Genomic DNA, 25,826 nt, shown 5'->3' with positions numbered 1-25,826 from the left:
AGGCGCAGGCCCATCCGGTCCATCACAGCAAGGTCGGAGAGGTTGGTGCAAGTGGAGCGGTCAGCGCACTGGGTCCCGGCTTTCGCCGGGATGACGTCCTATGGATGATGAGATGAGCTGCCTCACCCCCTCAAATCAAACCACCCAATCCCCTTAGCCGCCGCCTCGTCCACCGCGTCCTCATACCCGGCATCCGCATATCGCATCACGCCAAGGCCCGTGTCATTGGTCAGCGCATGCGACAACCGCGCGTCCCCCGCCTCGGTCCCATCCGCCACCAGCGTCACCCCGGCCGAGGTCATGTACCCGGCATACCCGCCGCCGCCCGAGTGGATCACCACCAGGTCCGCCATCGACGAAGCGAGCAGCATCGCATCGAGCAGCGGCCAGTCGGCAATCGCGTCCGAGCCGTCCTTCATGTTCTCGGTCATGATGTTGGGGTGCGCCATCGCCCCGGCATCGAGATGATCGCGCGAGAACGCCACCGGCCCCGCAAGCTCACCCGACCGCACCAGCGCATTCACCGCCAGCGCCAGCGCCGTCCGCTCGCCATGCCCCAGCCACGCAATGCGCGCCGGCAACCCCTCGAACGGCACATACTGCCGCGCCAGCCGGATCCAGTTGGTGACGATCTTGTTGTCCGGGAACATCTCCAGCACCAGATCATCGATCCGCGCGATATCCGACGCCTCGCCCGATAGCGCCATCCAGCGGAACGGCCCGATGGCGCGCGCAAACAGCGGCCGCAGATACGCCTCAGTGAAGATCGGGATATCGAACGCATTCTCCACCCCGGCCTGCTTCGCCTGCGTGCGGATCAGGTTGCCGTTGTCGAACACCTCGGCGCCCGCCTCAAGAAACCCCAGCATCGCCCGCACGTGGTCGGCAATCGAAGCGCGGCTCGCCGCCATCAGCTGCCCCTGCCCGTCCACCCGCAGCCGCTTCACCTCATCGAGGCTCATCCCCTTGGGCACGTAGCCATAAACGAGGTCATGCGCACTGGTCTGGTCGGTGACGATGTCGGGAATGATCCCGCGCCGCAAAATCTCCGGATAGACCTCGGCCGCATTGGCCACCAGGCCAACCGAAACCGCCCGCTTCTCCCGCACCGCCGCGTCGATCAGCGCCAGCGCCGCGTCGAGGTTGGGCGCGATCTCCTCGAGATAGCCGATCTCCTTCCGCCTCCGCGCCCGCTCGGGGTCGACATCGACATCGAGTATCGCCGCCCCCGCCATGCGCCCGGCCAGCGGCTGCGCCCCGCCCATGCCACCCATCCCGGCGGTCAGGATGAACCGCCCGGCGAGCGAACCGCCAAAGCGCTTCTCGGCGATGCGCATGAAGATCTCATAGGTGCCCTGGATCACCCCCTGGCTGCCGATGTACTGCCACGCCCCGGCGGTCAGCCCGCCCCAGGCGATCAGCCCCTTCTTCTCGAGCTCGTAGAACACCTCGGCCTTGGCCCACTGCCCCACGATGTTGCAGTTCGCCATGATCACCAGCGGCGCCTGCGCATGGGTCTTGAACAGCCCGATCGGCTTACCGGACTGGATGACGAGCGTCTGGTCCTCGTCCATCGTCATCAGCGTCTCGACGATCTTCTTGTGCGCCGCCCAATTCCGCGCCGCCTTCCCCAGCGCCGCATAGACGATGAGCTTCTCAGGGTCCTCCCCCACGGCCAGCACGTTCTCGAGCAGCCGCAACAACGCCTCCTGCCGCCAGCCTTTGGCGCGGAGGATCGGACCGGATGGAATGGGGAAATTCGGATGGCGGGGATTGGGTTTTGGCATGGAGTTTTCTACCGCGTCCGTGCCCGAAAGAAACCCCCACCCCTGTCCCCTCCTCAAGGGGGAGGGAGACGCCAGCCGCCGACAACGGTGTCAGTGGGACGAAGGCAATAGCCGCAGGGTCTCCTCCCCCTCGAGGGGGAGGGACAGGGTGGGGGGTACGTTTCCCGCACCAGCCTATCGGCCGCAGGACTGGCGGCCTTACTCCCAGCCCTTCACGCCACCCTTCTTCCGCGGCTTGATCCCGTCGAGCGCATACGTCGCAAGATCGATCCCCAGCGCCTTCTCCACCGGCGGGAACACCGCCGGCTCGATCACCGAGGTCGAAAGCGGGATGATCTTCTTGCTGACATGGAGGATGAACACGAACATCCCCACCCGCAGCTGCCCAGCCGAAAGCGGCGTGCCCGAAGCGTCCAGCGTCGTGATCACATCCGGGAACGTCGCGAGCCGGTTGCCGCCGGCGTCGTCCACCGCCATGTACTCGTTCATGGTGTGGATGGTGATCGCCTTGTCGCCCTCGTTGAGGACGAACCGGCCGACGTCGAACGCTTCCTTGGTGTAGACGAGGTCCTTGTTGGTCACCGTCCCCTTGGCGAGGATCGAGCCGCCGGTAGCCTTGACGATCGCGTCGATCACCGCCGAGCCGCCCTTCTTTTCCGCTGCGATGATCGCCTCACCCAGTTCCAGCGCCAGCGAGATGCCGCCCAAGGCCGCGTTGCGCCGCACATACTTGGCGCGCACCGGATTGCGGCACGAGGCTATGAAGCCGCCGGACATATCCGACGCGGTGCGGAGGATCGGCGAGATCTTCGCCGTGGCGCCGCGCGTCACCAGCTCGATGTAGCGGTTCTCGGCCCGGTTGCCGCCCACTGCCGTCTGGATCGATTGCTCGGGCGAACTCGCCATGCCGATCGAGCCCATGTCGCCGGTGGGGTGCGCGCGGATATCGCCCACTGCGTCCACCACCTTGGTGCCTAGGATCGCCCCCGGCAGCCAGGCATTGAGCGTCGAACTTTTGCCGTTCTGCCCGATCATCAGCCCGGCGAGCCGCTCGCCCAGCGCCTCCTGCAGCAGCTCGACGGCCTTCACATAGTCGCGGCCCTGCATCTCCCAGGGCGTGGTCGAAGCCGGCGCGCCGATCGCGGCGGATGTCGCCACCCAATCGCGCGGCTCCAGCTCCTCGATGTCCACCAGTTCCGGCTTGCCGATACTCACCGCCGCATAGCCGAGCATCCGGCCATGGTCAGCCCATCCGCCCCCGCCCGCGGCATAGACGGACCCGCCCTTCACCGCCGGCTCCACATCCTTCTCGGTCAGTACGCGACCCATACTACAAGTCCTTATCGAGCTTCTTCACCGCCTCCAGCAGCACCGCAGCCCCCAAGGCAACGTCGGCCGTTTCGGCATATTCCTCCGGCGCATGGCTGCGGCCGCCGAGGCAGGGGATGAAGATCATCGCCGCCTTCGTCACCCGCGCCATCCATGCCGTGTCGTGCCCGGCGCCCGAGGCCATGCGGCGATGGCGCGCCCCCACGGCCACAGCTGCCGCGTCGAGCGTATCAAGCACGAACGGGTCGCAAGGCGTTGGCAAATTGTCGGAAATGGTCAATGGCGGCTCTATCGCCACCCCGGTGGCGGCTGCCGTCGCGTTAACGAGCACAGCAAGCTCGGCAATGAACTTCTCCATGTCCTCGCGCCGCTCGGCCCGCGCATCGATCAGCAGCCGCGCCCTAGATGGCACCACGTTCGCCGCACCCGGTTCGATCGAAAATTCACCCACCGTCGCCGCGAAATGGAACCGGCCCTTGCTGAGCCGCGTCCCCAGTTCCTCGATCCCCACCACCAGCCGCGCTGCCGTGGTAAGTGCATCCTGCCGCGAACCCATCGGCGTCGTCCCGGCATGGTCGGCCCGCCCGTTCACCACCACCTCGATCCGGGTGATTCCGGCAATTGCCGCCACCACGCCGATATCGAGATGCCCATCCTCCAGCACCGGCCCCTGCTCGATGTGCAGCTCCAGAAACGCCGCGATATCCTCGCGCTTTTCGAGCTTGTTCGGATTGCCGCCCACCTCGGCGATCCCCTCGCGCAGCGTGAATTGATCGACCTCCCGGTCCAGCCAATTGTCCGGCCGCACCCCGGCCATCCCCCGGCTGCCGACGCACGACACGCCGAAGATCGAAACCTCCTCGGCGAGGAAATCGATGATCTCCAGATCATGCTCCAGCACCACGCCCTGGTCGTGCAACGCCCGCGCCACCTCCAGCGCCGCCGACACCCCGGCGATGCCATCAAAGCGGCCACCGTCCGGCACGGTATCGGAGTGCGAGCCAACCATGATGGTCTTGCCGCCAACGCGTCCCCGCCGCCGCCCGATCAGGTTGCCGGAAGCATCGATCCGCGTCTCCAATCCGGCCGCCTCAAAGCGGCGGACGAGCCACTCCCGCCCGCGCAGGAACATCGGGGTAAAGGCGCGCCGCGTGTACGGCCGTCCGGGCTCGGTGATCTCGGCGAGGGTGGCGATGTCCTCGGCGATGCGGGCTTCCTGCGTGGGGAGGTTTCGGGTCACGGTCGCACCCACCGCCCTACCCCCGGCTCAGCCACAGTCGTCCCGTCAAACACCTGTTTCCCCCGCAACCAAGTCCCCGCCACCGTCCACGGCAGCGTAATCCCGTTATACGGCGACCACCCCACCACATTGTGCCCCGACCTCGCCGCGTCATAGACCTGCGGCCGGTCCACCAGCACCGTGATATCCGCGTCCTTCCCAGCCTCCAGCGCCCCCTTCTGCCCGAGCCGGAAGTGCCGCGCCGGGTTCGCCGCCATCAGCTTCGCCGCCCAGGTCAGCGACACCCCGCGCTCCAGCGCGCCCTTGACGAACAGCGGCACCATCGCCTCCAACCCCGGCACGCCCGAGGCGTTGGCCAGCATGTCCGGATTGGTCTTCCGGTCCTCCGACCAGCTCACATGATCAGTCGAGACCAGCGTCACATTCCCCGCCGCCACCTGCCGCCACAGCGCTTCCACCTCGGCCCGCGGCCGGATCGGCGGGTTGATCTTGGCCTTGCCGCCCAGCCGCCGGACGTCGTTCTCCTCGTCGAGCGTCAGGTAGTGGATGCAGCACTCGATGGTCGCGCCGAACCCGCGCGCCCGGTAGTCCGCCGCGATGTCGTAGCCGCGGCTCAGCGAGCAATGCACCACATGCGCGTCGCACCCCGTCTGCGCCCCGGTCTCGTAGATCTGCAGCGTCGCCAGCAGCTCGGTCAGCGGCGGCCGGCTCATGCCGTGCGCCCGCCAGTCGGTGATCCCCGAGGCTTTCACCCGCGCCATCGCGGCGCGGACGCTCTCGTCGTCCTCGTTGTGCACGCCCGCCGTCAGCCCGGTCTTCGCCACCTCGGCAAATGCCTCGGCCAGCAGCGGCGGCGATATCCGCGGAAAGCGCACCGGGTCCGTCCCGAAGGTCGAAAACTTGAACGCCGCGACCCCGGCCGCCGCCTGCTCAGCAATGCGGCTCGCGCCATCCTCCGGGTTGATCGTGCCATAAAGCGCGAAATCCACCCGCGCCTGCGGCTCGGCATGCGCGACCTTGATCCGCACCGCCTCGGCCGAGCACACAAGGTTGCCCTCATCGTACGGCATATCGACGATAGTGGTGACGCCACCCGCCGCCGCCGAGCGGGTCGACCAGATGAAATCCTCCTGGTTCTTCTGGCTCAGCGAATGGGTCTGCGCGTCGATCGCGCCGGGCAGGATCAGCGCGTTGCCGAGCAGATGCCGCTCATGTGCGTGCGGCGCCACGCCCTCCCCCACATGCGCCACCTTGCCGTCGCGCACCGCGACATAGCCGCCCTCGATGATCATCGAAGGCAGCACCACCGTGCCGGCGAGGACGAGATCGAAATCGGACATGTCCGCTCCTACGATTGCAGCCGACGCTGACCGGTGCGAGCCATCAGCATCCGCTCGAGCGCCGAAAGCGCATCATAGATCAGAACCGCCATCACGCCGACCACCAGACCGCCCTGCGCGATGAAGGCGAGGTTGTTCGAGAGCAGCCCGGCGATGATCACCTCACCCAGCGTACTCGCGGCCACAGTCGAGCCGATTGTCGCCGTCGCCACCGAAATCACCACCGAGAGCCTGATGCCCGCGAGGATCACCGGCGTCGCCAGCGGCAGTTCGACACCGAGCAGCCTCTGCCGGTCGGTCATCCCCACCCCGCGCGCCGCCTCGGTCACCGCCGGCGGTAACGTCGTTAGCCCGGTCAGCGCATTCTCGAAGATCGGCAGCAGCCCGTAGAGGAATAGCGCCACCAGCGTCGGCGCCGCCCCGAACCCCAGCACCGGCACCGCCAGCGCCAGCACCGCCACCGGCGGGAAGGTCTGGCCGATATTGGCGAGCGAGCGGCTCAGCGGCAGGAACTCCGCCCCGAACGGCCGGGTCACGAGGATGGCCAGCCCCACCGCCAGCAGGGTCGAGGCAATCGTCGCGATCGCAACGATGGTCAGATGGCTCAGCGTCAGGTTGAGCAGCGAGTTCTGCACATAGATCGCCGGCTGCCCGTTCTTGGTCAGCGGCTGGAACACCCAGGCGAAGCTCTCGGGCGTGACGATGAACGCCACCAGCAGCGCGAGGACGATCAGCCGGGTGATCAGCCCGACGCTCATTGCGGGCGCTCAGCCTTGTGGGCGATGTCGTCGCGGCGGATGCGGCCGATGCTGGTGCCAGTCTCGTCGACCACGGGCAGCATCTCGCGCCCGGTCCACAGCAACTCGGCATAGGCGTCGCGTAGCGAGGCATCGGCCGAAATCGGTTCGCCCTGCGCTGGGCCGGCTTCCACCAGGTCGCGGACCCTGCCCAACGACAGCAGCCGGAACGGCCGCTCGCCGGTGCCGATCAATTCCGCGACGAACGGCGTCGCCGGCCGGGCGATGATCTCGTCGGGCGGCGCGTATTGCAGCAGCTTGCCCTTGTCCATGACGGCGATCTTCGTGCCGAGGTGGATCGCCTCCTCCATATCGTGCGTCACCAAGACGATGGTGGTGCCGAACCGCTTCTGGATCGCCAGCAAATCCGACTGCGCCTTGGCACGGATGATCGGGTCGAGCGCACCGAACGGCTCGTCCATCAGCAGCAGTTTCGGCTCCGCGGCGAGCGCCCGCGCCACGCCGACACGCTGCTGCTGGCCGCCCGAAAGCTCGCTCGGCATCCGATCACGAAATTCCGCGGGCTCGAGTTGGAACAAGCTCAGAAGCTCATCAACCCTTTGCATGGATTTCTGCTTGTCCCAGCCAAGCAGCGTCGGCACCGTCGCTATGTTCTGCCCCACCGTCCGATGCGGAAACAGCCCGTGCCCCTGGATCGCATAGCCGATCCGCCGCCGCAGTTCGAACGCCGGCACCGCCCGCGTATCCTCGCCGTCGATCTTCACCATGCCCGAGGTCGGCTCGATCAACCTGTTGATCATCCTCAACAAAGTCGTCTTGCCCGAACCCGACGTGCCAACGATCACCGCCAGCTCGCCGTCCGCGACAGTGAGGCTCACGTGGTCGACCACTGTCAGCTCGAGATAGTCCTTGGTGAGGGCCTCGATCTCAATCACGGTGCATATCCTTGGGTGAGACCATTTCCACAACAGAATCAAGCACTACGGCCGCTGCAAAGGCCAGGGCCACGGTCGGCACGGCGCCCAGCAGCACCAGGTCCATCGCCGTCTGCCCGACGCCCTGGAACACGAACACCCCGAACCCGCCGCCGCCGATCAGCGCAGCAATGGTGGCGAGCCCGATGTTCTGTACCAGCACAATCCGGATGCCGGTAAGGATCACCGGAAAGGCCAGCGGAAACTCTACCGTCGTGAGCCGCTGCCAGTCGGTCATCCCCATGCCCTTGGCCGCGTCGTTGGCAGCCGGCGGCACATTGTCGAGCCCCACCACGGTGTTGGCCACCACCGGCAGTAGCGAATAGGCGAACAGCGCCACCATCGCCGGCGCCGCACCAATTCCGGAAATACCAACCGCCGAAGCGCCGGGAACGTTCGCCGCCACCCACGCCAGCGGCGCGATCAGCAGCCCGAACAGCGCGATCGACGGAATGGTCTGGATGGCGTTCAGCACATTCAGCACCGGCGCCCGCCACGCATCGCTGCGGTGGCAAAGGATGCCGATGGGAATACCGGCGACCGTCGCCGCCGCCAGCGAGCCGAGCGCCAGCGCCAGATGCGTCTGCGCCTCGCGCCAGAACGTGTCGCCGCGGTTGAAATACTCGCGCAGGATCGACAGGTCGTTGAGCGTGCCGGAAACGAGCAGCACCGCGAAGAACACCGCCACCGCCGCCAGCACGCCGATCCGCATCCACGGCTTCAGCTTCAATCGCGCGATGGCGTCAGCCGCCAGCAGCGCGAAGGCAAAGATCAGCAGCCAGAAGCCGCCACCGGGTGAAACGCGGGCAATCTTGTCTCCCGGCGGCGTCAGGAACGTGCCGGCATGGCCGATAGCGATGAACAGCAGCGCCAGCACCACCAAGCTCGTCGCCAACCGCCACAGCGTCGGCGTCCGGAACAACGCGATGCCGATGCCAGCCACCAGCACCAACGCCAGCAACACCGCCTCCCACCCGGGCAGCGCAACGAATATCCCCTTCGATTCCCCCAGCACGATGCGATTAGCGCGAAACGCTGCGAACGGCAGGAACGACGCGACAGCCGCCAGCCCCGCGATCAGCACGCCGAGCTTGTCGACGGCGAACGGCAACCGGCCAGCTTGGGGAACCGCGATGTCTGTCATGGTGTCCGTTCGCTCATCGCGAAAACATTAGGGGTGGGCAGTATTCCTGCCCACCCCCAAAATGCACTGTCTGCGCCAAGGCTTACTTCAGGAAGCCGTTGGTCTTCAGCCAGTCGATGGCGACGTCCTTGGCAGCTTCGCCGCCGACCTGGATGCGGCCGTTGAGCGTCTGCAGCGTCGCGAGGTCGAGCTTGGCGAACACCGGCTTCAGCAGCTCTTCGATCTGCGGGTTAGCCTTAAGCACCGCTTCACGGATGATCGGCGCCGGCTCGTAGACCGGCTGCACGCCCTTGTCGTCGGTCATCACGACCAGACCGGAGGGGGCAATGCCACCGTCGGTGCCGTAGACCATCGCGGCGTTGACGCCGTTGGTCTGCTGCGCGGCCGCAGCAATCGTCGCCGCGGTGTCACCGCCCGAGAGCGTCACCAGCTGGTCGGGCTTCAGCGTGAAGCCGTAGACTTCCTGGAACTTCGGGAGGGCGGCGGGGGACGAAACGAACTCGGCCGAGGCCGCCAGCTTGATGTTTCCACCACCGGCAATGTACTTGCCGAGATCGGAGAACGTCGCGAGCTTGTTGGCGTCGGCCACATCCTTGCGAACCGCCACGGCCCAGGTGTTGTTGGCCGGAGCGGGCGACAGCCAGACGATCTTGTTGGCGTCGTAGTCGAGCTTCTTGGCCTCTTCATAGGCCTTCGCGGCGTCGTTCCACAGCGGGTCGTCGGCCTTCTCGAAGAAGAACGCGGCGTTGCCGGTGTATTCGGGGTAGATGTCGATCTCGCCGGCGGTAATTGCCTGGCGGACGACGGGCGTACCGCCGAGCTGGATTTTCTCGGTTACGGCGACGCCATTGGCCTGCAGCACCTGGCTGATGATGTTGCCGAGCAAGCCACCTTCGGTATCGATCTTCGACGACACGACGACCTGGGCGTTGGCCGCGGTCACCGTGAAGGCCAGCGCCGCAACGGCGCCGAGCAGTTTCTTCGAAAGCATGATGGTCTCCTTATTGTTCCGGCCGCCGTGCACGATCCCTAGGGCCGGAATTGGTGCCAAACCTATACGGGCGCCAAGGAAAAGTCATACTCCGGCATGCTACGTGACGGGGCCGAGCGCGAAAAACTCGTCCAGTGCAGGAATGGGTGCGTGGGAAATCAGTTCCGCCATTGCCTGTTCGGAACCGAGATCGCTTTCGATGATTTCCACCTCGGCGGAAAGTGGCCGGTCGATTTCGTAGAACGCCGCGTGCTTGCGCACCTTCTCGTAGATCATCCCCGGCACGCCACTCGGCCGGTCGCCGTGAATGTCCATCGCCTGCGCCGCCAGCAGCCCCTCGAGCGCCGCGAGACGCCTTAGCGCCCGCACCTGCCGCTCCAACCGCTCGACCACCAGCGGCAGGAACGACACTTCGTCCTCGAGCCCTGCGGCCACCACGAGCGATTGCGCCGAGACCGGCATGGCCATCGACAGCGCCCGCGCAAACAGTTCGCCCGCCAGCTTGATGATCGGGCCGAAGCCGGTGGCAATCGCGCCGCGCGGCACCAGGTTGATCGGCAGGTCGCGCCGCGCTCCGTTGCTCAGCAGCACGCACCGGTTGAACGAGTTGCGCGCTGCATGCGCCAGCGCCAGTTGCGCGGTCTGCAGATAGATCGTCACATCGAGCGGCAGCGATCCGCCCGAGGTCAGCACCTGTCCTTCGACCACCACCGGGTTGTCGTCGGTGCGGCCGGTGGCGGCCAGCACAGTCCGTCCCGCCACCAGCAGCGTGTCGAACACCGAGCCGAACACCTGCGCCATCATGCGCAGCGACAGCGGATCCTGCACATGCGTGGCGTTCGGCCAGTCCCAGCCCATGGCGTTGTGGTAGAGCCAGGCGCCGATCTCGGCCTCCCGCTCCGTCCCAACATGCGCCACGGCCTTCCACGGGTCACGCGACGCGCCCAACGCGCCGGCCGTGGTGAGGCTCGTCGCCAGCAGCATGCGCACCGCCGACGCTGCCGAACGCACCGCCTCGGCCGCGGCCGCAAAGCCAACGGCATTGACGCTGATCGAGGCGAGGCTGTCGCGCGGCGCCATACGGCAAGGTGCCAATCCGGCCTCAGCGAGCGCGGCTTCGGCTGACATCCGGCGGTTCTGGTACACCGCCTCGCCGACGCCGGTCAGCACGGCGCCGATCTGGCCCATCAGCCCAATATCGGCGGTGCCGATCGAGCCGGTACGCCGCACCACCGGCACCACATCCCTGTCGAGCAGCGCCAGATACGCGTCAACGAGCGCGCGAGAGCACCCCACCCGCCCGGTCAGCGCCGTGTTGACGCGGATCGCCATGGCGCTGCGCACCACCGAGTTGGGAAACGGCGCGCCGGTGCCGAAATGGTGGGCGCGCACCAGCCCGAGATTGAAGGTCTCGAGCTGCTCAGGCGTCCACTCGACGTCCTTCATCGCCCCGACGCCGGTATTGGCGCCATACACCGACTCACCGCGCGCGAGCTTGTCGTCGACCACCTTCCGCGCCACGTCGACACGCGCCATGGCGACGGGATCGGCCTCGAGCGAAACCGCACGCGCGCCGATACGCGCCAGGCTCGCGAAGCTGAGTGGCTTGCCGTTGAGCGATAGAGTGTCGGTTTGCGTCTGAAACTGCTGCATCAGCAGGGATTACCGGGTGCAAGGCAGGCGCGCAATGGGAGGCGCCGGCTTCCCTAGTCGCGCGTCCCCGGCAGCGGATAGCGCTCCACCTCACGCAGCAGCTCGATGAAACCGTCCACCGCCGTCTCGACAGTGATCCGCCCCTTGTCCGCCGTCGCCTTGCTGGCCTCGCCGGCGGCGCCGAGTGGGTGGATGTCGCTGGCGATCCAGGCATAGCTCAGCATGCCGGTTGGCCGCATGTACTTGTAGCCCTGCTCGTCACGCTGCGCGACCGACGGGAAATCCTGCAGCGCCTCGCGGTTCACCAGTTCGGGCCGGAAGTGCATCACCAGCGAGGTCTCGCTGTCGCCGCCATGGATGCCGAAGCGGTTCTCGATGTCGGAATAGATGTCCTTGGGCCAGAAATGGCTCCAGCCGGCCTTCACCGCCAGCATGTTCTGCCGCACCCGCAACTCACGCGCCACGATGTCGAGGATCGACACGTTCCCGCCATGGCTGTTGACGAACACCACCTTCCTGATGCCGGTCCGCGCGATCTCCAGCCCGATCTGCGTCCACGCATCGATCAGGTTGGTCGCGGTCCCGCTCAGCGTGCCCTTCTGCCAGATGTGCTCGTTCGACTTGCCGATCGCCTGCACCGGCAGGATGCGGATATCGAGATCCGCCGGCGCGCGCTGCACCAACAGGTCGAGATGGCCCTGGTTGATGATCGTGTCGGTGCCCACCGGCAAATGCGGGCCGTGCTGCTCCACCGCCGCCACCGGGAACACCGCGATGGTCTTGTTCGGATCGAGGCCATGGAATTGGTTGGCGGAGAAGTCGTTCCACCAGATCTTGCGATAGCTCATGTGAAGTCTTTCAGTCAGCTGGGGATCGCGGCGACCGCTTCGATCTCGACGACGAATTCGGGCCGCGCGAATCCTGTCACGATCATCAGCGTAGAGGCCGGGAACGGCTCCGGAAACAGCTCGTTGCGCACCTTCATGTACTCGGCCAGGTGCTCGCGGCCGGTAACGAACGCATTGAGCTTCACCACATCGCCAAAGCCCATGCCGGCCTCTGCCAGCACGGCGGCAATGTTGTCGAAACAGACGCGCGTCTGGCCGGCGCAATCGGGGGGAATCGCGCCATCAGCGGTGATCCCGACCTGGCCGGAACAGAAGACGTAGCGCGAGCGCGAACTGACCTCGACACCGAGGCTGTAGCGCGAAAACGCCGGATGAATCGATGAAGGCGAAAGCGGCTTATGCACAGGACCCCCGGTGTGTATGCTCAGCTAAGCGTCAAACGAGGGCGAATGAAAGCCCCAATCTAATCCTTATTGCCTATTCTGGCGGCACTTTGCTGAATGGCGCAATTTTGGGCTTTTCTTTTGCTTTTCGGCGCGGAATGAATGGTTTGGTGTGCCCGCGGGCATGGAAGTTTGCCGACCGGCCGGGCGGGGGACAAGCCCCGGCGGATACCTTAACAGGGAGACTAACGATGATCGACTTCACCAAGCTCATCTCGGCCGGCGTGGTAACGCTAGCATTGGGCATGAGCGGCGCCATCGCGCAGGACAAGGTGAGCTTCGGCACCAACTGGCTGGCCCAGGCGGAGCACGGTGGCTACTACCAGGCCGTGGCCGACGGCACCTACGCCAAGTACAACCTCGACGTCACCATCCGCCAAGGCGGGCCGCAGGGCGCCAACCGGTCGCTGCTGATCGGCGGGCAGATCAATTTCTACATGGGTGGCCCGACCACCGCGATCGACGCGGTCAAGGAAGGCATCCCCACCATCACGATCGCCTCGATCTTCCAGAAGGATCCGCAGGTGCTGCTGGCCCATCCGGATGCGGGCTTCGAGACCTTCGCCGATCTCGCCAAGGCGTCGAAGTACATCCTCTCCAAGGATGGCTTCATCTCGTACTTCAGCTGGATGAAGTCCGCCTACGAGGGCTTCGTTGACGAGAAGTTCGAGCCCTACACCTTCAACCCGGCGCCGTTCATCGCCGACAAGCAGGCGATCCAGCAGGGCTACCTGACCTCGGAGCCTTACGAGATCGAGAAGCAGGCCGGCTGGGCGCCCAAGGTGTTCCTGCTCGCCGATAACGGCTTCCAGCCCTATTCGACGACGATCGAGACCATGAAGCCCTGGTACGACGCCAACAAGGACGTGGCCAAGCGCTTCGTCGAAGCATCGATCATTGGCTGGTACAACTACCTCTACGGCGACAACGCCGCTGCCAACGAGCTGATCAAGAAGGACAATCCCGAGATGACCGATGGTCAGCTCGCGTACGGCCTCGCCAAGATGAAGGAATACGGCATCGTCGTTTCCGGCGACGCGGAGACCGGCGGCATCGGCTGCATGACCGACGCGCGCTGGAAGGATTTTTACGACCAGATGGTCAAGGTCGGCCTGTTCGCCGAAGGCATCGACGTCACCCAGGCATATACCACTGAACTGGTCTGCCAGGGCCTTGGCAAAGAGCTGGTGAAGTAAGAAGAACCTACTCGGCGCGGGCAATTCCGCCCGCGCCGTTCGTCCCTAACGTGGGCTGCTGCATTGACTGATCTTTCCCTCGCCGAGCCGAGGACCGCACCGAAATCGACGCACACCGTCGTCTCCATGCGGAACGTCTCGAAAGTCTTCTCCAACGGTACGCTGGCGCTCAAGGACATGTCGCTCGACGTCGAGCGCGGGGAGTTCCTGAGCCTGCTCGGCCCGTCCGGCTGCGGCAAGTCGACGGCGCTCCGGATCATCGCCGGCCTCGGCGGCGCCAGCTCGGGCACCATCGACTGGCCATCCTCGAAGATCAATTCCAGAGGCCTGCCCGAGGGCGATGTCGGCTTCGTGTTCCAGGAGCCGACGCTGATGCCGTGGCAGACGGTGTTCGGCAACGTCTACCTGCCGCTCCGCCTCGAGGGCGTGAGCAAATCCGCCGCCCGCCCCCGCATCATGGAAACGCTGGCCTCGGTCGGCCTCGCCGATTTCGCCGAAGCCTACCCACGCGAGCTGTCGGGCGGCATGAAGATGCGCGTCTCGATTGCCCGCGCGCTGGTCACCAAGCCCAAGCTGCTGCTGATGGACGAGCCGTTCGCCGCGCTCGACGAGATCACCCGGCAGAAGCTCAACGATGACGTGCTGCGGCTCTGGAAGCAGTCGGGCGTCACCGTCATCTTCGTCACCCACTCGGTGTTCGAGAGCGCCTACCTTTCCAACCGCATCGTGGTGATGAAGGCCCGCCCCGGCCAGGTGTTCGCGGATATCCCGCTGAAGACCAGCGGCGAGCGCAACGCCGAATACCGCACGTCGGAAGAGTACCGCGCCACCACCCACGAGGTGTCGCACGCACTGCACGAAGCCATTCACGCCGGTGGGGGGACGCACTGATGAGCAACGTCGTGCAAACCGCCCCCGACACCGACGACGAAGCCGGCACCGACAGCGCCGTCGCCATCCTCCGCCCGCGCACCTCCAACACCGAGCGCGTGCTGCGAGTCGCGGTGCCGGTGGCCATGCTGGTGCTGGCGGTGATCGCCTGGCACCTGATCGTGGTGCTCAACGGTATCCCGAAATACATCCTGCCGACGCCGGGCGACGTGGTGACGTCGCTCTACAACGACTGGCCGACGCTCGCCCCCTCGCTGCTGGTGACGCTGCGGATCACCTTCACCGCGCTGATCCTCGCGCTGATCGGCGGTGTCGCGATGGCGATCATCCTGGTCCAGAGCAAGTGGGTGGAACTGGCGCTGTTTCCGTTCGCGGTGATCCTGCAGGTAACCCCGGTCATCGCCATCGCCCCGCTGCTGCTGATCTATGTGCCCGACACCCAGACGGTGCTGCTGATCATCGCGTTCCTCGTGGCGTTCTTCCCGATCCTCTCCAACATGGTGACGGGCCTGAAGAGCGTCGATCACAACCTGCTCAACCTCTACGATCTCTACGGCGCCTCGCGCTGGCAGACGCTGATCTATCTCAAGCTGCCGGCGTCCCTGCCGTACTTCATGGCGGGCCTCAGGATCGCCGGCGGCCTCGCGCTCATCGCAGCTGTTGTCGCCGAGTTCGCCGCGGGTACCGCTGGCCAGGGCTCGGGCCTCGCGTTCCGGCTGCTCGAGTCGCAATACCGGCTGAACATCCCCCGGCTGTTCGCAGCACTGATCCTCCTCACCGGCACCGGCATCGCCATCTTTGGCCTCACCTCGTTCATTGCCTGGCTGTCCTTGCACCGCTGGCACGAGAGCGCCATCAAGCGGGAGAATTGAGCGTGCACGGCACCCCTGCCCTCGCAACCGGCAATGTCACCCTCCGCAACGCCCGGATCCCGAGCGCTGCGTTGGGCAAGGCCGGCAGCGGTGCCATCGAGAACGTCGATATCGAGATCCTGGATGGCCGCATCGCCGCCATCCGCCCCACCGGCTCGGCCCCCGTTACCGGCCCGAGCCATGATCTCGATGCCGGCCTGATCCTCCCCGCCTTCGTCGATATCCACACCCATCTCGACAAGGGTCACATCTGGCCGCGCAAGGAAAACCCCGACGGCACCTGGCTCGGCGCCCTGCTCGCCGTCGGCGCCGATCGCGAAAGCAAGTGGGCCGCCGCCGATATGGAGCGGCGGATGGATTTCGCCCTGCGCTGTGCCTATGCGCACGGCACCGCCGCCATCCGCACGCATCTCGATAGCGCCCCGCCCCAGCACGAGATCAGTTGGACGCTGTTCGAGCAGATGCGCGAGCGCTGGGCCGACCGCATCGAGTTGCAGGCCGTCTCCATCACGGGCCCGGACACGCTGGTGAACCCGGCCGAACTCGACGCTGTCGCCCAGCAGGTGAAGGCTTCGGGCGGTATCCTCGGCGGCTCGGTCGCCGAATATGCTCGCTCCAAGGAGGCCATGCTGCGCGTGGTCGAGAAGGCCGGCGAGCTCGGGCTCGATCTCGACCTCCACACCGACGAGACCGGCGATCCCTCGGCGCACGCCCTGCTGCATCTCGCCGAGGCGGTGCTCGAGACCGGCTACACCGGCAAGGTGATGGCCGGCCATTGCTGCGTCCTCACCGTGCAGGACGAGCGCACCCAGCGCACCACCATCGACAAGGCCGTCGAAGCCGGCATCGCCATCGTCTCGCTGCCGATGTGCAACATCTACCTGCAGGACCGCAGCAACGGGAACGGCGCCGTCCGCACCCCGATCCGCCGCGGCGCCACTCTCCTCAACGAATTCAAGGCTGCTGGCGCCGTCGTCGCCATCGCCTCGGACAACACCCGCGACCCGTTCTACGCCTATGGCGATCTCGACGGCGTCGAGGTGCTGCGCGAGGGCGCCCGCATCCTGCAGTTCGACCACCCGCAGGATCAGGCGTGGGACTGGGTGCGCGCCGTCGGCTCAGCGCCTGCCGCGCATGCCGGCTTCACCTACAAGGCAGTGATCGCGCCCGGCGCGCCCGCCGACCTGGTGCTGTTCCGCGCCCGCAGCTGGACCGAGCTCAACGCCCGCCCGCAACATGACCGCATCGTGCTTCGTGCCGGCAAGGCCATCGACACGAGCCTTCCCGACTATCGCGAACTCGACGACCTGATGGAGTAAACCATGGATATCACTGGCTTTCGCGCCGCTCTCGGCGACATTCCGGTCGAAGACAACCCGCGCATCGTGCAGCAGAAGAGCCGCGACCATTACTGGTATTCGCCGCGCCTGAAGCAGCAGCTCGAAGGCGTCACCGCTGAGATCGTGGTCTCGCCGCGCTCTGTCGACGAGGTCGTCACCGTGCTGCGCGAAGCCTTCAAGTACGACGTGCCGATCACCCCGCGCGGCGCCGGCACCGGCAATTACGGCCAGGCCATGCCGCTGTCGGGTGGCGCCATGCTCAACCTGATGAACCTCAACAAGGTCATCAAGATCGAGCAGGACCGGGTGCGCGCCGAAGCTGGCGTCATCCTCGAGCAGCTCGACGAGCAGACCATCCACGCCGTCAACGGCGAGCTCCGCTTCCACCCCTCGACCTATCGTATGGCCTCGCTGGGCGGCTTCATCGCCGGCGGCTCGGGCGGCGTCGGCTCGATCCGCTGGGGCGGCTTGCGCAATTTCGGCAACATCCTCGGCCTCAAGGTCGTCACCTGCGAAGCCGAACCGCGTGTGCTCGACCTGCGCGGCCCCGACATCCTCAAGGTCGCCCACGCCTACGGCACCAACGGCATCATCGTCGAAGCCGAGATGCCGCTGACCGCGCATTACGACTGGGTCGACATGATGGTGGGCTTCGACACCATCCAGGAAGCCTGCGCCTTCGCCGAGCAGGTGGCGCTGCAGGATGGGCTGTTGTGCAAGGAAATCTCGCCGGTCGCCGCGCCCATCGCGCACGACTATTTCAACCGCCACCGCCCCTACATCCGCAGCCGCGAGCAATCGGTCGTGCTGCTGATGGCGGCTCCTGCAGCCGTCCCCGCACTGGTCGATTTCGTCGCCTTCCACGAAGGCGACCTGCTCTATCGCGCCGACACCCTGACGCCCGAGGAAAAGGCCAAGCTGCCCCCGATCTACGAGCTGGCCTGGAACCACACGACGCTCCGCGGCCTCAAGATCGACCCGACCATCACCTACCTGCAGACCCAGTACCCCGACCTCGACCATGTGAAGAAGATCATCGACATCTTCGGCGAAGAGCTGCCGATGCATATCGAGATGACCCGCTTCGACGGTCGCGTCGTGTTCTCCGGCCTCCCCATCGTCCGCTACACCTCGGAAGAGCGGCTCGAGGAGATCATCCGGATCCACGAAGAGAACGGCTGCCTGGTCTTCAACCCGCACCGCTACACCCTCGAAGAGGGCGGCATGAAGCGGACCGACCGAGCGCAGCTGCAGTTCAAGAAGGAAGCCGATCCCAAGGGCATCCTCAACCCCGGCAAGATGATCGCCTGGGACGATCCGGATTTCGATTTCGAATCCGGCCGTACCTGGCTGTTCACCGGCCTCTACACGCTCGGCGGCGCCGCCGAATGAGGGTGCTGGTCGTCCACGCCCATCCGGTCGAGACCAGCTACAACCGCGCGCTGTTCAACGCGACCTGCGAAACCCTTCGGGCGAAGGGCGACGAGGTTGATGCGCTGAACCTCTATGACGACAACTTCATCGCGGCGATGAGCCGCGACGAACGGCTCGGCTACCACGACGTGCCAGGGAACCTGACGCCGCTGACCAAGCCCTACGTCGACCGCCTCCGCGCCTGCGACAAGATCGTTTTCGTCCACCCGGTGTGGAACTATGGCTATCCGGCGATCCTCAAGGGCTTCTTCGACCGCATCTTCCTGCCGGGCGTCTCGTTCGTCCTCGAAGGCGGCGACGCCAATGACAAGGGCAAGCTCGTCCCGGCGATGAAGAACATCAAGAAGGTCGCCTACATCACCACCTATGGCGGCGATCGCTTCCGCACCATGATCATGGGCGATCCACCCCGCCGCCTCGCCATGCGCTGGGCCTGGGTCACCTTCGGCACGCTCCTGCCGCCAAAATACCTGGCGCTCTACGACATGAACAACCAGACCGAAGCGGGCCTGAAGGGCTTCATCGAGAAGGTTAAGCGCGAGATGGCGAAGTTCTGAGGGCTTTGGGCGAATTTGCACCGATGCCTCAGTCATCTCTCCCCTTGCGGGAGAGAAAGCGATTTCTTGGGCTTAGCGCCTGCTAAGCCTTAGAAATCGCAAGAGAGGGGATCGTGGAGGGCACGATGGCTCCGCACCCCCCTTTGCGAAAACTAAGGACTTAGCTGCGCTAAGCCCAAGTTTTCGCTTTCTCCCCCGCCAAGGGGGAGAGGGGCATCGAGTCAGCCGCGCTTCAGAAACAGCCAGTTATCAGCCGAACTTCCATCCGCGCTTGAACTGGTAGAACACGTGCATGCCGATCTTGGTGTTCTTCTTCATGCGCGGCGCCCAATGCGGGTAGACGTAGGTGGCGTGGTAGTGGGTCGAGTAGCCGACTTCGGCCAGGTATTCCTTGCCCGAGATCACGTCCTTGGCGATTGCCATGGCCTGCTTCCAGGATTTCTGGTCGGTCACCTTCTCGGGGATGCCGTCGCAGGCAAAGGAGAACTGGCAGGCGTTGCGCTTACTCTGGTTCTGGAACACCACGCCGCAGATCGTGTCGGGATAGAGCTTGTGGTAAACGCGGTTCATCACCACCTGGCCCACCGCCACCTGGCCGCGATAGCTCTCGCCGCGTGACTCGAAATAGATCGCAGTGGCCATGCACCAGACTTCCTTGTCGGAAGCCTTCTTGCCCTGCTTGCTCATCACCGAGCCGTCGAACACCGTCGCCGGTAGGTCGGCCCGCGCATAGGCGAGCTTCTCCGACATCGTGTGGGGCACCGGCACATCGCTGCCGGTGCCGGCAAGGCCTTCGATGGCATCGAGCGCGGGGGTCGTCAGCGCGGGGTCAATGGCCGCAACGGCTACCGGTATCTCGGCTGGGGCCTTGGCCTCCACCTGGCTCTTGGTCCAGGTGGCAAGGTCGGCCTTGGCCGTCTCGACGGTCGCCGGAGCCGTGCCCTTGGGGTTGCGTGCGGCCGCGATCTTGGCGCGGATATCGGCGAAGCTGGCGGTCAGTTCCGCCAGTTGGACCACCGGGCGGGCCCGATCCTGCTTCAGCGCACGATTGGCGCCGACGAAGCTCTGCGAAAGGAAAATGTTGTCGATCGAGCCGGTGATGACCACATCCGTGCCGGAACGACTGAGGCTCGGCCGCGTTAGGCTTGCCTCATATGCCGAACTCGACCCCATGTCGGGGGCGTGAGCGGCGCCGGTCAAGCCGGCGACGGCGAAAATTGCGAGCGCGAAACCTGCGCATGCCTTGAGTGCGGCGAGCTCATTGCGAGCACGGCGCATCGGGGTGGTCCGGTATGGGGCCATCAGAACGCTTTACTATCCACGCGAACGCAACAAACGACGCGCCGGCATTTCAGATAAACTGTGACGCAAATGCCGGCCTTCGCGATAATGCGGGTTTAGGGTTAGCCGACCGTAAACAGGGGAAATTTGGCGTCAGGACGGGCCGGAGATGGCCACGAAGGGGCTATATCCGGGCGAAATGGGGCAGCTGGGCTGACGTAAATGCTGCCGGCTATTGCGCCAGCGTCAGCCTCGCCACCGGCACCCGATATGGCGAGCAGCTCACGTAATCCACATCCAGCCGGGCGAAAAACCACAGCGAGGCCGGGTCGCCTGCATGCTCGCCGCAGATGCCGATCTTCAAGTTCGGGTTCGCCCGCTTACCGCGCTCGATCGCGATGGTGATCATCTCGCCGACGCCCTTCTGGTCGAGCGTGACGAACGGATCAAGGTCGTAGAGGCCCTTCCGCTGATAAGCCGAAAGGAACGCCGGCGCATCGTCGCGGCTGATGCCGTAGGTGGTTTGCGTCAGGTCATTGGTGCCGAACGAGAAGAAGTCGACATGTTCGGCGATGTCCCCTGCCCGCAGCGCCGCGCGCGGCAGTTCGATCATGGTGCCGAAGGCGAAGCGCTCCCGGGCCGCCGGCGGTAGCCCGGCCTGCTCGACGATGGCGTAGGTCTGGCGCTTAACCTCCACCACCTCGCTGACAGTGGAAACGAACGGCACCATCACCTCGAGCGTCACCGGCTCCGACTGCTTGGCCGAAGCGGCACGCACGCCGGCGCACAGCGCCTCGATCTGCATCTTCAGGATCTCGGGATAGGTGATGGCGAGCCGCACGCCGCGGTGCCCCAACATGGGGTTGGTCTCGGCAATACGGTCGAGCCGCATACGAAGCGCACGCACCTCGAGGCCGAGCGACTGCGCCGTCTCCTCGATATCCTCGTCGGTACGCGGCAGGAACTCGTGCAGCGGCGGATCGAACAGCCTTACGGTTACCGGCCGCCCCTTCATGGCAAGGAAGATCGAGGAATAGTCCGCGGTCTGGAAATCGACCAACCCGGTCAGGGCCTTGGCGCGATCGTCGGCATCTTCCGACAGGATCAGCCGCCGCAACGCCACCATGCGCTCGCGCGAAAAGAACATGTGCTCCGAGCGCGCCAGGCCGATCCCCTCGGCGCCAAAGCTCAGCGCCGTATTCACCGCCTCCACCGTCTCGGCATTGGCCCGCACCTTCACCCGGCGTGAGGCGTCGGACCAGCCCAGGAGCTTCCCCATCGCGCCGCCAATATGCGGCTGCGCCAGTGGCAAGGCGCCCAGATAGACCGAGCCGTCGGTGCCGTCGACCGTGATGCGGTCACCCTGACGGAATTCCTTGTTGCCGATGCGGCAGGTCATCTCCGCCTGGTTGACGCTCAGTGTCCGCACGCCGGCAACACAGGGCTTGCCCGTGATACGCGCCACCACGCCCGCGTGACTGGTCATGCCGCCCCGGGCGGTCAGGATGCCGGTCGCCGCCTTCATCCCTTCGATGTCGGTCGGGCCGGTCTCGGTGACGACGAGGATGCAATGCCGGCCGCGCGCCTTCATCCGCGCCGCATCCTCGGAGTTGAAGACGATGACGCCACTGGCGGCGCCCGGGGAGACACCAAGTCCGGTGGCGAGCACCGCGGCGCTTTCAGGCGAGCGGAGCCGGGGATGCAGCATCTGCTGCAGGCGCGCCGGGTCGATATGGGTCACTGCCTCGCGCTGCGTCCAGCGTCCACGCGCCACACGATCAACGGCGGCTTCGAGTTCGGCCGCCGCCGAAGCCGGGGCGGCACGAGCCGAAAGCAGGCGGACCGTGTCGCCCTCCACTGACACTAGGCAGCTCAGATGCTGCCCAGCCGCCGCATCCAGGAGATCGACGAACGCCGTTGCAGAAGGCGGCAAGGGACCGAACGGCGTGCCATTGACTGGCGCCGGGCCAAGCACTCCCGTCTGCGCGTCGCGAGTGAGGAACTGCCGAACGTCCCCGTCGGCCATTGCCTGGACAATGACGATCTGCCGCTCCGGGCGCGGATCGAATGTGGCGTAGGACGCAAAGGCATCCGAGATGGCCTTTGCCAACGGCCGTGCCGGGTCGACGGACTCGGCCTCGTTGGCAGGCGGGCTCAGCCCCGGCCGTGCCGGCATCAGGCCCGAACTGTGCGCCGCGCTCGACGTGCGCACCACCAGCGCAGGCGGCCGGCCATCGCGGCCAACCAGCCGGAACAGCGTCGCCACCCAATGGATGCGCAGCCGGTCGTCCTTCGCCTTGCGCTCTTCCTGCAGGGCGTTCCAGGCGGCGCGGCTGATGACAATGGTCGGGGCAACGGGCAACCCGGCTTCGGCAGCGCGGCTCAGCCACAAAGCCTTGCCGACCAGCAACCCGTCCTGGATCGAGGAAAGGTTCGCCTTGCCCGTGGCGGGCGCGATCGCGAACATCTCCATTGCCAGGGTCACCGGGGACACCTTCCGCCAAGTTGCGAAACATATTGCCGTTCAGGCCGTTGCACCGCAACTGATCACTTGTGATCGGCTTGACGCACCGTTGCCCGTGCCCTTGGGTCGCGGCATTGCTACCTTGACTTGCCCGGGCATTGAACGCATCTGCTCTCCTATGCAAACAAGGCCGCACTTGGACATTACGCTGTGTGCGCCGCGCGGTTTCTGCGCCGGCGTCGATCGCGCCATCCAGATCGTCGAACTGGCGCTCGAGCGCTACGGCGCGCCGGTCTATGTGCGCCACGCCATCGTCCACAACAAATACGTGGTCGACGGGCTCAAGCAGAAGGGCGCGGTGTTCGTCGAGGAGCTCGACGAGATCCCCGATACCGGCGCTCCCGTCGTGTTTTCCGCCCACGGGGTGCCCAAGTCCGTGCCGGCCGGCGCCAAGGCGCGCAACATGTTCTTTCTCGATGCGACCTGCCCGCTGGTGTCGAAGGTCCATATCGAGGCCAACCGGCACCACAATGAGGGCCGCGAGATCGTCCTCATCGGGCATGCAGGCCATGTCGAGGTGATCGGCACCATGGGCCAGTTGCCCGATGAAGCCATCACGCTGATCCAGACGGTCGAGGAAGCTGAGAGCTTCGTGCCCCGGGACCCGGCCAAGCTCGCCTACGTGACGCAGACGACGCTCAGCGTCGACGACACCTCCGCTATCGTCGAGGTGCTGCGCCGGCGCTTTCCGACCATCGCGCTGCCGCACAAGGAAGACATCTGCTACGCCACCACCAACCGCCAGGAAGCGGTGAAGCGGGTGGCGCCGAATGTCGACGCGATGATCGTGGTCGGCGCTCCGGAATCGTCGAACTCGGTCCGCCTGGTCGAAGTTGCGCAACGCAATGGCTGCCCCAATGCCTCGCTGGTCGAGCGCGCCGACAAGATCGACTGGAGCAAGTTCGAGGGCATCAAAACGCTGGGCATCACCGCCGGCGCCTCTGCCCCCGAGACGCTGGTCGACGAGGTCATCGAGGCCTTCGCGCAGCGCTTCGACATCGCGGTCAGCGCCAGCGGCGAGCAGCGCGAGAGCATCGTCTTCAACCTGCCCCGCGAACTCAGAGCCCAGCCCGCCGCATGACTGACCTGACCCTCTTGGAAACGGAGCGGCTGGTCCTCTCCGGCTGGCGTGCCGACCAGATCGACGACCTCTACCGCCTGCATGGCGATCCGACGGTGGCGCGCTATCTCACCGGGCACGGACAGCCGTGGAGCAAGGCGGACATGGACAAGGCGCTCGCCCACTGGATCGCGCTGTTCGAGCGCCAGAAGATGGGCAAGCTCCGGGTGACGCGGAAGGCCGATGGCGTGCTCGTGGGGCGCTGTGGCTTCGGTATCTACGGCGCCGACGAGATCCCGGAGATCGGCTACTCGCTCTATCCGGAGTTCTGGGGCCAGGGCTACGTGTACGAGGCGGCGAGCGCTCTCAGGGACTGGTATTGGCGCGACACCGACCGCGACCATTTCCTCGGCATGGCGGACGCGCGCAACGAGCCCTCGCTGAAGGTGCTGCGCAAGCTCGGCGGCGTCTACACCCATACGGGAGACAGCTACGGCCATCCCGATGTCGAGTTCTACCGCTACGATCGGCCGCCCGCATGAACTCTGTTATCATCCACACCGATGGCGCCTGCTCAGGCAACCCCGGTCCCGGCGGTTGGGGCGCCGTGCTGCAGTATGGCGACACGGTGAAAGAGCTGAAGGGCGGCGCGCCGCTCACCACCAACAACCAGATGGAACTCACCGCCGCCATCGAAGCACTGACCGCGCTGAAGCGGCCGTGCGAGATCGAGCTCCACACCGACAGCAATTACGTCAAGGACGGGCTGACCAAGTGGATTCACGGCTGGAAGAAGAACGGCTGGCGCACAGCTGACAAGAAGCCGGTCAAGAACGTCGAACTCTGGCAGTCCCTCGACGCCGCCACCCAGCGCCACAAGATCAACTGGCACTGGGTCAAGGGCCACAATGGCGACGAAATGAACGAACGCGCCGACCAGCTCGCCAACGAGGGTATGGAGCCGTTCAAGGGCAAGAAGCGGAAGTCGGAAGGGCTGATGCCGCCGGTTTAAGCCGGCCGGGCGGCCAGTTCGTAGTGGACCGGGTCGCCGAGCATGCGTTCAAGTGAGACCAGTAGCGCCCGCCGAATGTCTTCCAACACTTCCGGATCGATAGTCAGCAGGCTTTGTCGGATGGCGTCGCGCCAGGCCGGGCCACGATCCCACGCCGTCATGTAGGCGTCGGCGAGGGCGTCGGTCTGGCGGGTCTGGACCATGGCCTGCATGATCTCCGTTGCCTGTTGCACATCCTTGCGACTCTTTCCGAGACCATCGTTGTCCGTGAGCCGGCGCGTGGCGACGATCAGCTTGTGGATGGCATAGCGCTCGGGAGCAGGCACCAGCACAGGCACGCCGGCACCATGTAGAAGCACGGCGCGAACTGGCTCATGAATCAGAAAGTCGAGGAAGCGGAGCGGTTGCGCGGCGGTTGCTCCCAATGCCGGCATGGCGGCAGGCCGATCGGTGTGATCGTCCGAGCCGGTGTTGGGAGTGAGGAACTCGACCTTGTAACCCGAGCGGGTGCTGTACTGCGTGGTGTAGCGTCCATCATTGCGATGCGGAATCTCCCGGAAGGTGGGATCCACCTCGCGCAACACGTCGAGGATGAACGGCATGCTGTCGTCGACCGCATTGGCGATCGAATGGAACTGGGCGAAGTCGGCATCGCCGGTCTGCATGATCGCGCCGGGCATGCGGACACCCAGCAGCGCCGAGTAGCACTGAAACGCCACCGTACCGATCAGCACACCGCGAAGCCGGAAGAAACCAGCGCGAGAGAGCGCTTCGACGATGTTGCCGGCGAGCGGCTGGGGGCGAGGCAGGTAGGCTTCGCGCACAAGCGTGGAAACAAGGCGCGAGCGGACGCGGTAGTCTTCCTTGAGGTCCTTGAACTGCTCGACGCGCCGGGTGATCTCCTCATCGTCGGAGGGGCCGACGTAGGTACGACGCTTGGCCTGGACGTCGCCGGGTTGCTTGGGCGCGTCGTAGTACCAGAATTTCCTGCCCTTGACCTCAACAGCTACGAAGCGTCCATCGAGTTCGAACTCGGACGTGAAGGCGGCATCGAGGCTGCGTTGAGCGAGTTCCGAGTAGAGGGTCTGGTAGGGCAGATCGAGCTGTTTCATCGTGTTATACCATTTTCGCGAAAATGGTATAACACAGGTT

General features: G+C 65.5%; 23 protein-coding genes. 9 read left to right on the top strand and 14 right to left on the bottom strand.

Annotated elements, in window-relative coordinates:
- Window positions 1-122: 122 nt before the first annotated feature.
- From AC1DWU_RS11460 to AC1DWU_RS11410, 11 genes are all read right to left on the bottom strand, one after another.
- Window positions 123-1,787 (bottom strand): urocanate hydratase, encoded by a 1,665-nt coding sequence (locus AC1DWU_RS11460; RefSeq protein WP_477150109.1) that lies wholly within the window; start codon window positions 1,785-1,787, stop codon window positions 123-125.
- Window positions 1,788-1,985: 198 nt separating this feature from the next.
- Window positions 1,986-3,116, bottom strand: a complete 1,131-nt coding sequence (locus AC1DWU_RS11455; protein WP_477150108.1) for a DUF917 domain-containing protein — start codon at window positions 3,114-3,116, stop codon at window positions 1,986-1,988.
- Window position 3,117: 1 nt separating this feature from the next.
- Window positions 3,118-4,356 (bottom strand): Zn-dependent hydrolase, encoded by a 1,239-nt coding sequence (locus AC1DWU_RS11450; RefSeq protein ID WP_477150107.1) that lies wholly within the window; start codon window positions 4,354-4,356, stop codon window positions 3,118-3,120.
- Window positions 4,353-5,696, bottom strand: coding sequence for a dihydroorotase (locus tag AC1DWU_RS11445; protein ID WP_477150106.1), 1,344 nt, complete (start codon window positions 5,694-5,696; stop codon window positions 4,353-4,355). The genes AC1DWU_RS11450 and AC1DWU_RS11445 overlap by 4 nt, the downstream gene beginning before the upstream one ends.
- An 8-nt stretch (window positions 5,697-5,704) precedes the next feature.
- Window positions 5,705-6,454, bottom strand: coding sequence for an ABC transporter permease (locus AC1DWU_RS11440; protein ID WP_477150105.1), 750 nt, complete (start codon window positions 6,452-6,454; stop codon window positions 5,705-5,707).
- The gene (locus AC1DWU_RS11435) at window positions 6,451-7,389 is read right to left on the bottom strand and encodes an ABC transporter ATP-binding protein (RefSeq protein ID WP_477150104.1); all 939 of its coding nucleotides are present in this window, start codon (window positions 7,387-7,389) and stop codon (window positions 6,451-6,453) included. Before AC1DWU_RS11435 ends, AC1DWU_RS11440 begins: the two co-directional genes overlap by 4 nt.
- Window positions 7,382-8,572 (bottom strand): ABC transporter permease, encoded by a 1,191-nt coding sequence (locus AC1DWU_RS11430; protein WP_477150103.1) that lies wholly within the window; start codon window positions 8,570-8,572, stop codon window positions 7,382-7,384. Before AC1DWU_RS11430 ends, AC1DWU_RS11435 begins: the two co-directional genes overlap by 8 nt.
- Before the next feature lie 82 nt (window positions 8,573-8,654).
- Complete coding sequence (gene osmF, locus AC1DWU_RS11425) at window positions 8,655-9,563, bottom strand: glycine betaine ABC transporter substrate-binding protein OsmF (protein ID WP_477150102.1); 909 nt, start codon at window positions 9,561-9,563, stop codon at window positions 8,655-8,657.
- 99 nt (window positions 9,564-9,662) lie between these two features.
- On the bottom strand, window positions 9,663-11,216 hold the full coding sequence (locus tag AC1DWU_RS11420) for an aromatic amino acid lyase (RefSeq protein ID WP_477150101.1): 1,554 nt from the start codon (window positions 11,214-11,216) through the stop codon (window positions 9,663-9,665).
- A 53-nt stretch (window positions 11,217-11,269) separates the two neighbouring features.
- On the bottom strand, window positions 11,270-12,064 hold the full coding sequence (locus tag AC1DWU_RS11415; RefSeq protein WP_477150100.1) for a creatininase family protein: 795 nt from the start codon (window positions 12,062-12,064) through the stop codon (window positions 11,270-11,272).
- Window positions 12,065-12,078: 14 nt separating this feature from the next.
- Complete coding sequence (locus AC1DWU_RS11410) at window positions 12,079-12,468, bottom strand: RidA family protein (RefSeq protein WP_477150099.1); 390 nt, start codon at window positions 12,466-12,468, stop codon at window positions 12,079-12,081.
- Between the two features lie 230 nt (window positions 12,469-12,698).
- On the opposite strand from AC1DWU_RS11410, the gene AC1DWU_RS11405 reads away from it, so the two are divergent.
- The 6 genes from AC1DWU_RS11405 to AC1DWU_RS11380 all read left to right on the top strand — a co-directional run bounded on the left by AC1DWU_RS11405 (window position 12,699) and on the right by AC1DWU_RS11380 (window position 18,797).
- Window positions 12,699-13,703: an ABC transporter substrate-binding protein gene (locus tag AC1DWU_RS11405; RefSeq protein WP_477150098.1), complete on the top strand. Its 1,005-nt coding sequence runs from the start codon at window positions 12,699-12,701 to the stop codon at window positions 13,701-13,703.
- 126 nt (window positions 13,704-13,829) lie between these two features.
- Window positions 13,830-14,594 carry an ABC transporter ATP-binding protein gene (locus AC1DWU_RS11400; protein WP_477150349.1) on the top strand — a complete coding sequence of 255 codons (765 nt, stop codon included), beginning with the start codon at window positions 13,830-13,832 and terminating at the stop codon, window positions 14,592-14,594.
- Complete coding sequence (locus AC1DWU_RS11395) at window positions 14,594-15,466, top strand: ABC transporter permease (protein ID WP_477150097.1); 873 nt, start codon at window positions 14,594-14,596, stop codon at window positions 15,464-15,466. The genes AC1DWU_RS11400 and AC1DWU_RS11395 overlap by 1 nt, the downstream gene beginning before the upstream one ends.
- Before the next feature lie 2 nt (window positions 15,467-15,468).
- The gene (locus AC1DWU_RS11390) at window positions 15,469-16,785 is read left to right on the top strand and encodes a cytosine deaminase (RefSeq protein ID WP_477150096.1); all 1,317 of its coding nucleotides are present in this window, start codon (window positions 15,469-15,471) and stop codon (window positions 16,783-16,785) included.
- Window positions 16,786-16,788: 3 nt separating this feature from the next.
- Entirely contained in the window at window positions 16,789-18,198 is a 1,410-nt protein-coding gene (locus AC1DWU_RS11385) for an FAD-binding oxidoreductase (RefSeq protein WP_477150095.1), read from the top strand.
- Complete coding sequence (locus AC1DWU_RS11380; RefSeq protein ID WP_477150094.1) at window positions 18,195-18,797, top strand: NAD(P)H-dependent oxidoreductase; 603 nt, start codon at window positions 18,195-18,197, stop codon at window positions 18,795-18,797. The genes AC1DWU_RS11385 and AC1DWU_RS11380 overlap by 4 nt, the downstream gene beginning before the upstream one ends.
- Before the next feature lie 249 nt (window positions 18,798-19,046).
- Here AC1DWU_RS11380 and AC1DWU_RS11375 read toward each other — a convergent pair whose 3' ends face one another.
- Complete coding sequence (locus tag AC1DWU_RS11375) at window positions 19,047-20,075, bottom strand: cell wall hydrolase (protein ID WP_477150093.1); 1,029 nt, start codon at window positions 20,073-20,075, stop codon at window positions 19,047-19,049.
- Between the two features lie 235 nt (window positions 20,076-20,310).
- Window positions 20,311-22,563 (bottom strand): putative PEP-binding protein, encoded by a 2,253-nt coding sequence (locus AC1DWU_RS11370; RefSeq protein WP_477150092.1) that lies wholly within the window; start codon window positions 22,561-22,563, stop codon window positions 20,311-20,313.
- 157 nt (window positions 22,564-22,720) lie between these two features.
- Between AC1DWU_RS11370 and ispH the strand changes: the two genes are divergently transcribed.
- From ispH to rnhA, 3 genes are read left to right on the top strand one after another with little or no spacing between them, the layout of a single operon-like run.
- Window positions 22,721-23,683: a 4-hydroxy-3-methylbut-2-enyl diphosphate reductase gene (gene ispH, locus AC1DWU_RS11365; RefSeq protein WP_477150091.1), complete on the top strand. Its 963-nt coding sequence runs from the start codon at window positions 22,721-22,723 to the stop codon at window positions 23,681-23,683.
- Window positions 23,680-24,204, top strand: a complete 525-nt coding sequence (locus tag AC1DWU_RS11360) for a GNAT family N-acetyltransferase (protein ID WP_477150090.1) — start codon at window positions 23,680-23,682, stop codon at window positions 24,202-24,204. Before ispH ends, AC1DWU_RS11360 begins: the two co-directional genes overlap by 4 nt.
- The gene (gene rnhA, locus AC1DWU_RS11355; RefSeq protein ID WP_477150089.1) at window positions 24,201-24,674 is read left to right on the top strand and encodes a ribonuclease HI; all 474 of its coding nucleotides are present in this window, start codon (window positions 24,201-24,203) and stop codon (window positions 24,672-24,674) included. Before AC1DWU_RS11360 ends, rnhA begins: the two co-directional genes overlap by 4 nt.
- Here rnhA and AC1DWU_RS11350 read toward each other — a convergent pair.
- On the bottom strand, window positions 24,671-25,786 hold the full coding sequence (locus AC1DWU_RS11350; protein WP_477150088.1) for a nucleotidyltransferase family protein: 1,116 nt from the start codon (window positions 25,784-25,786) through the stop codon (window positions 24,671-24,673). The two genes, rnhA and AC1DWU_RS11350, sit on opposite strands and share 4 nt — an antisense overlap.
- Window positions 25,787-25,826 lie beyond the last annotated feature (40 nt).

This window comes from Devosia sp. P2_G7 (assembly GCF_056403495.1).
This window is presented reverse-complemented; position numbering and strand designations above follow the sequence as displayed.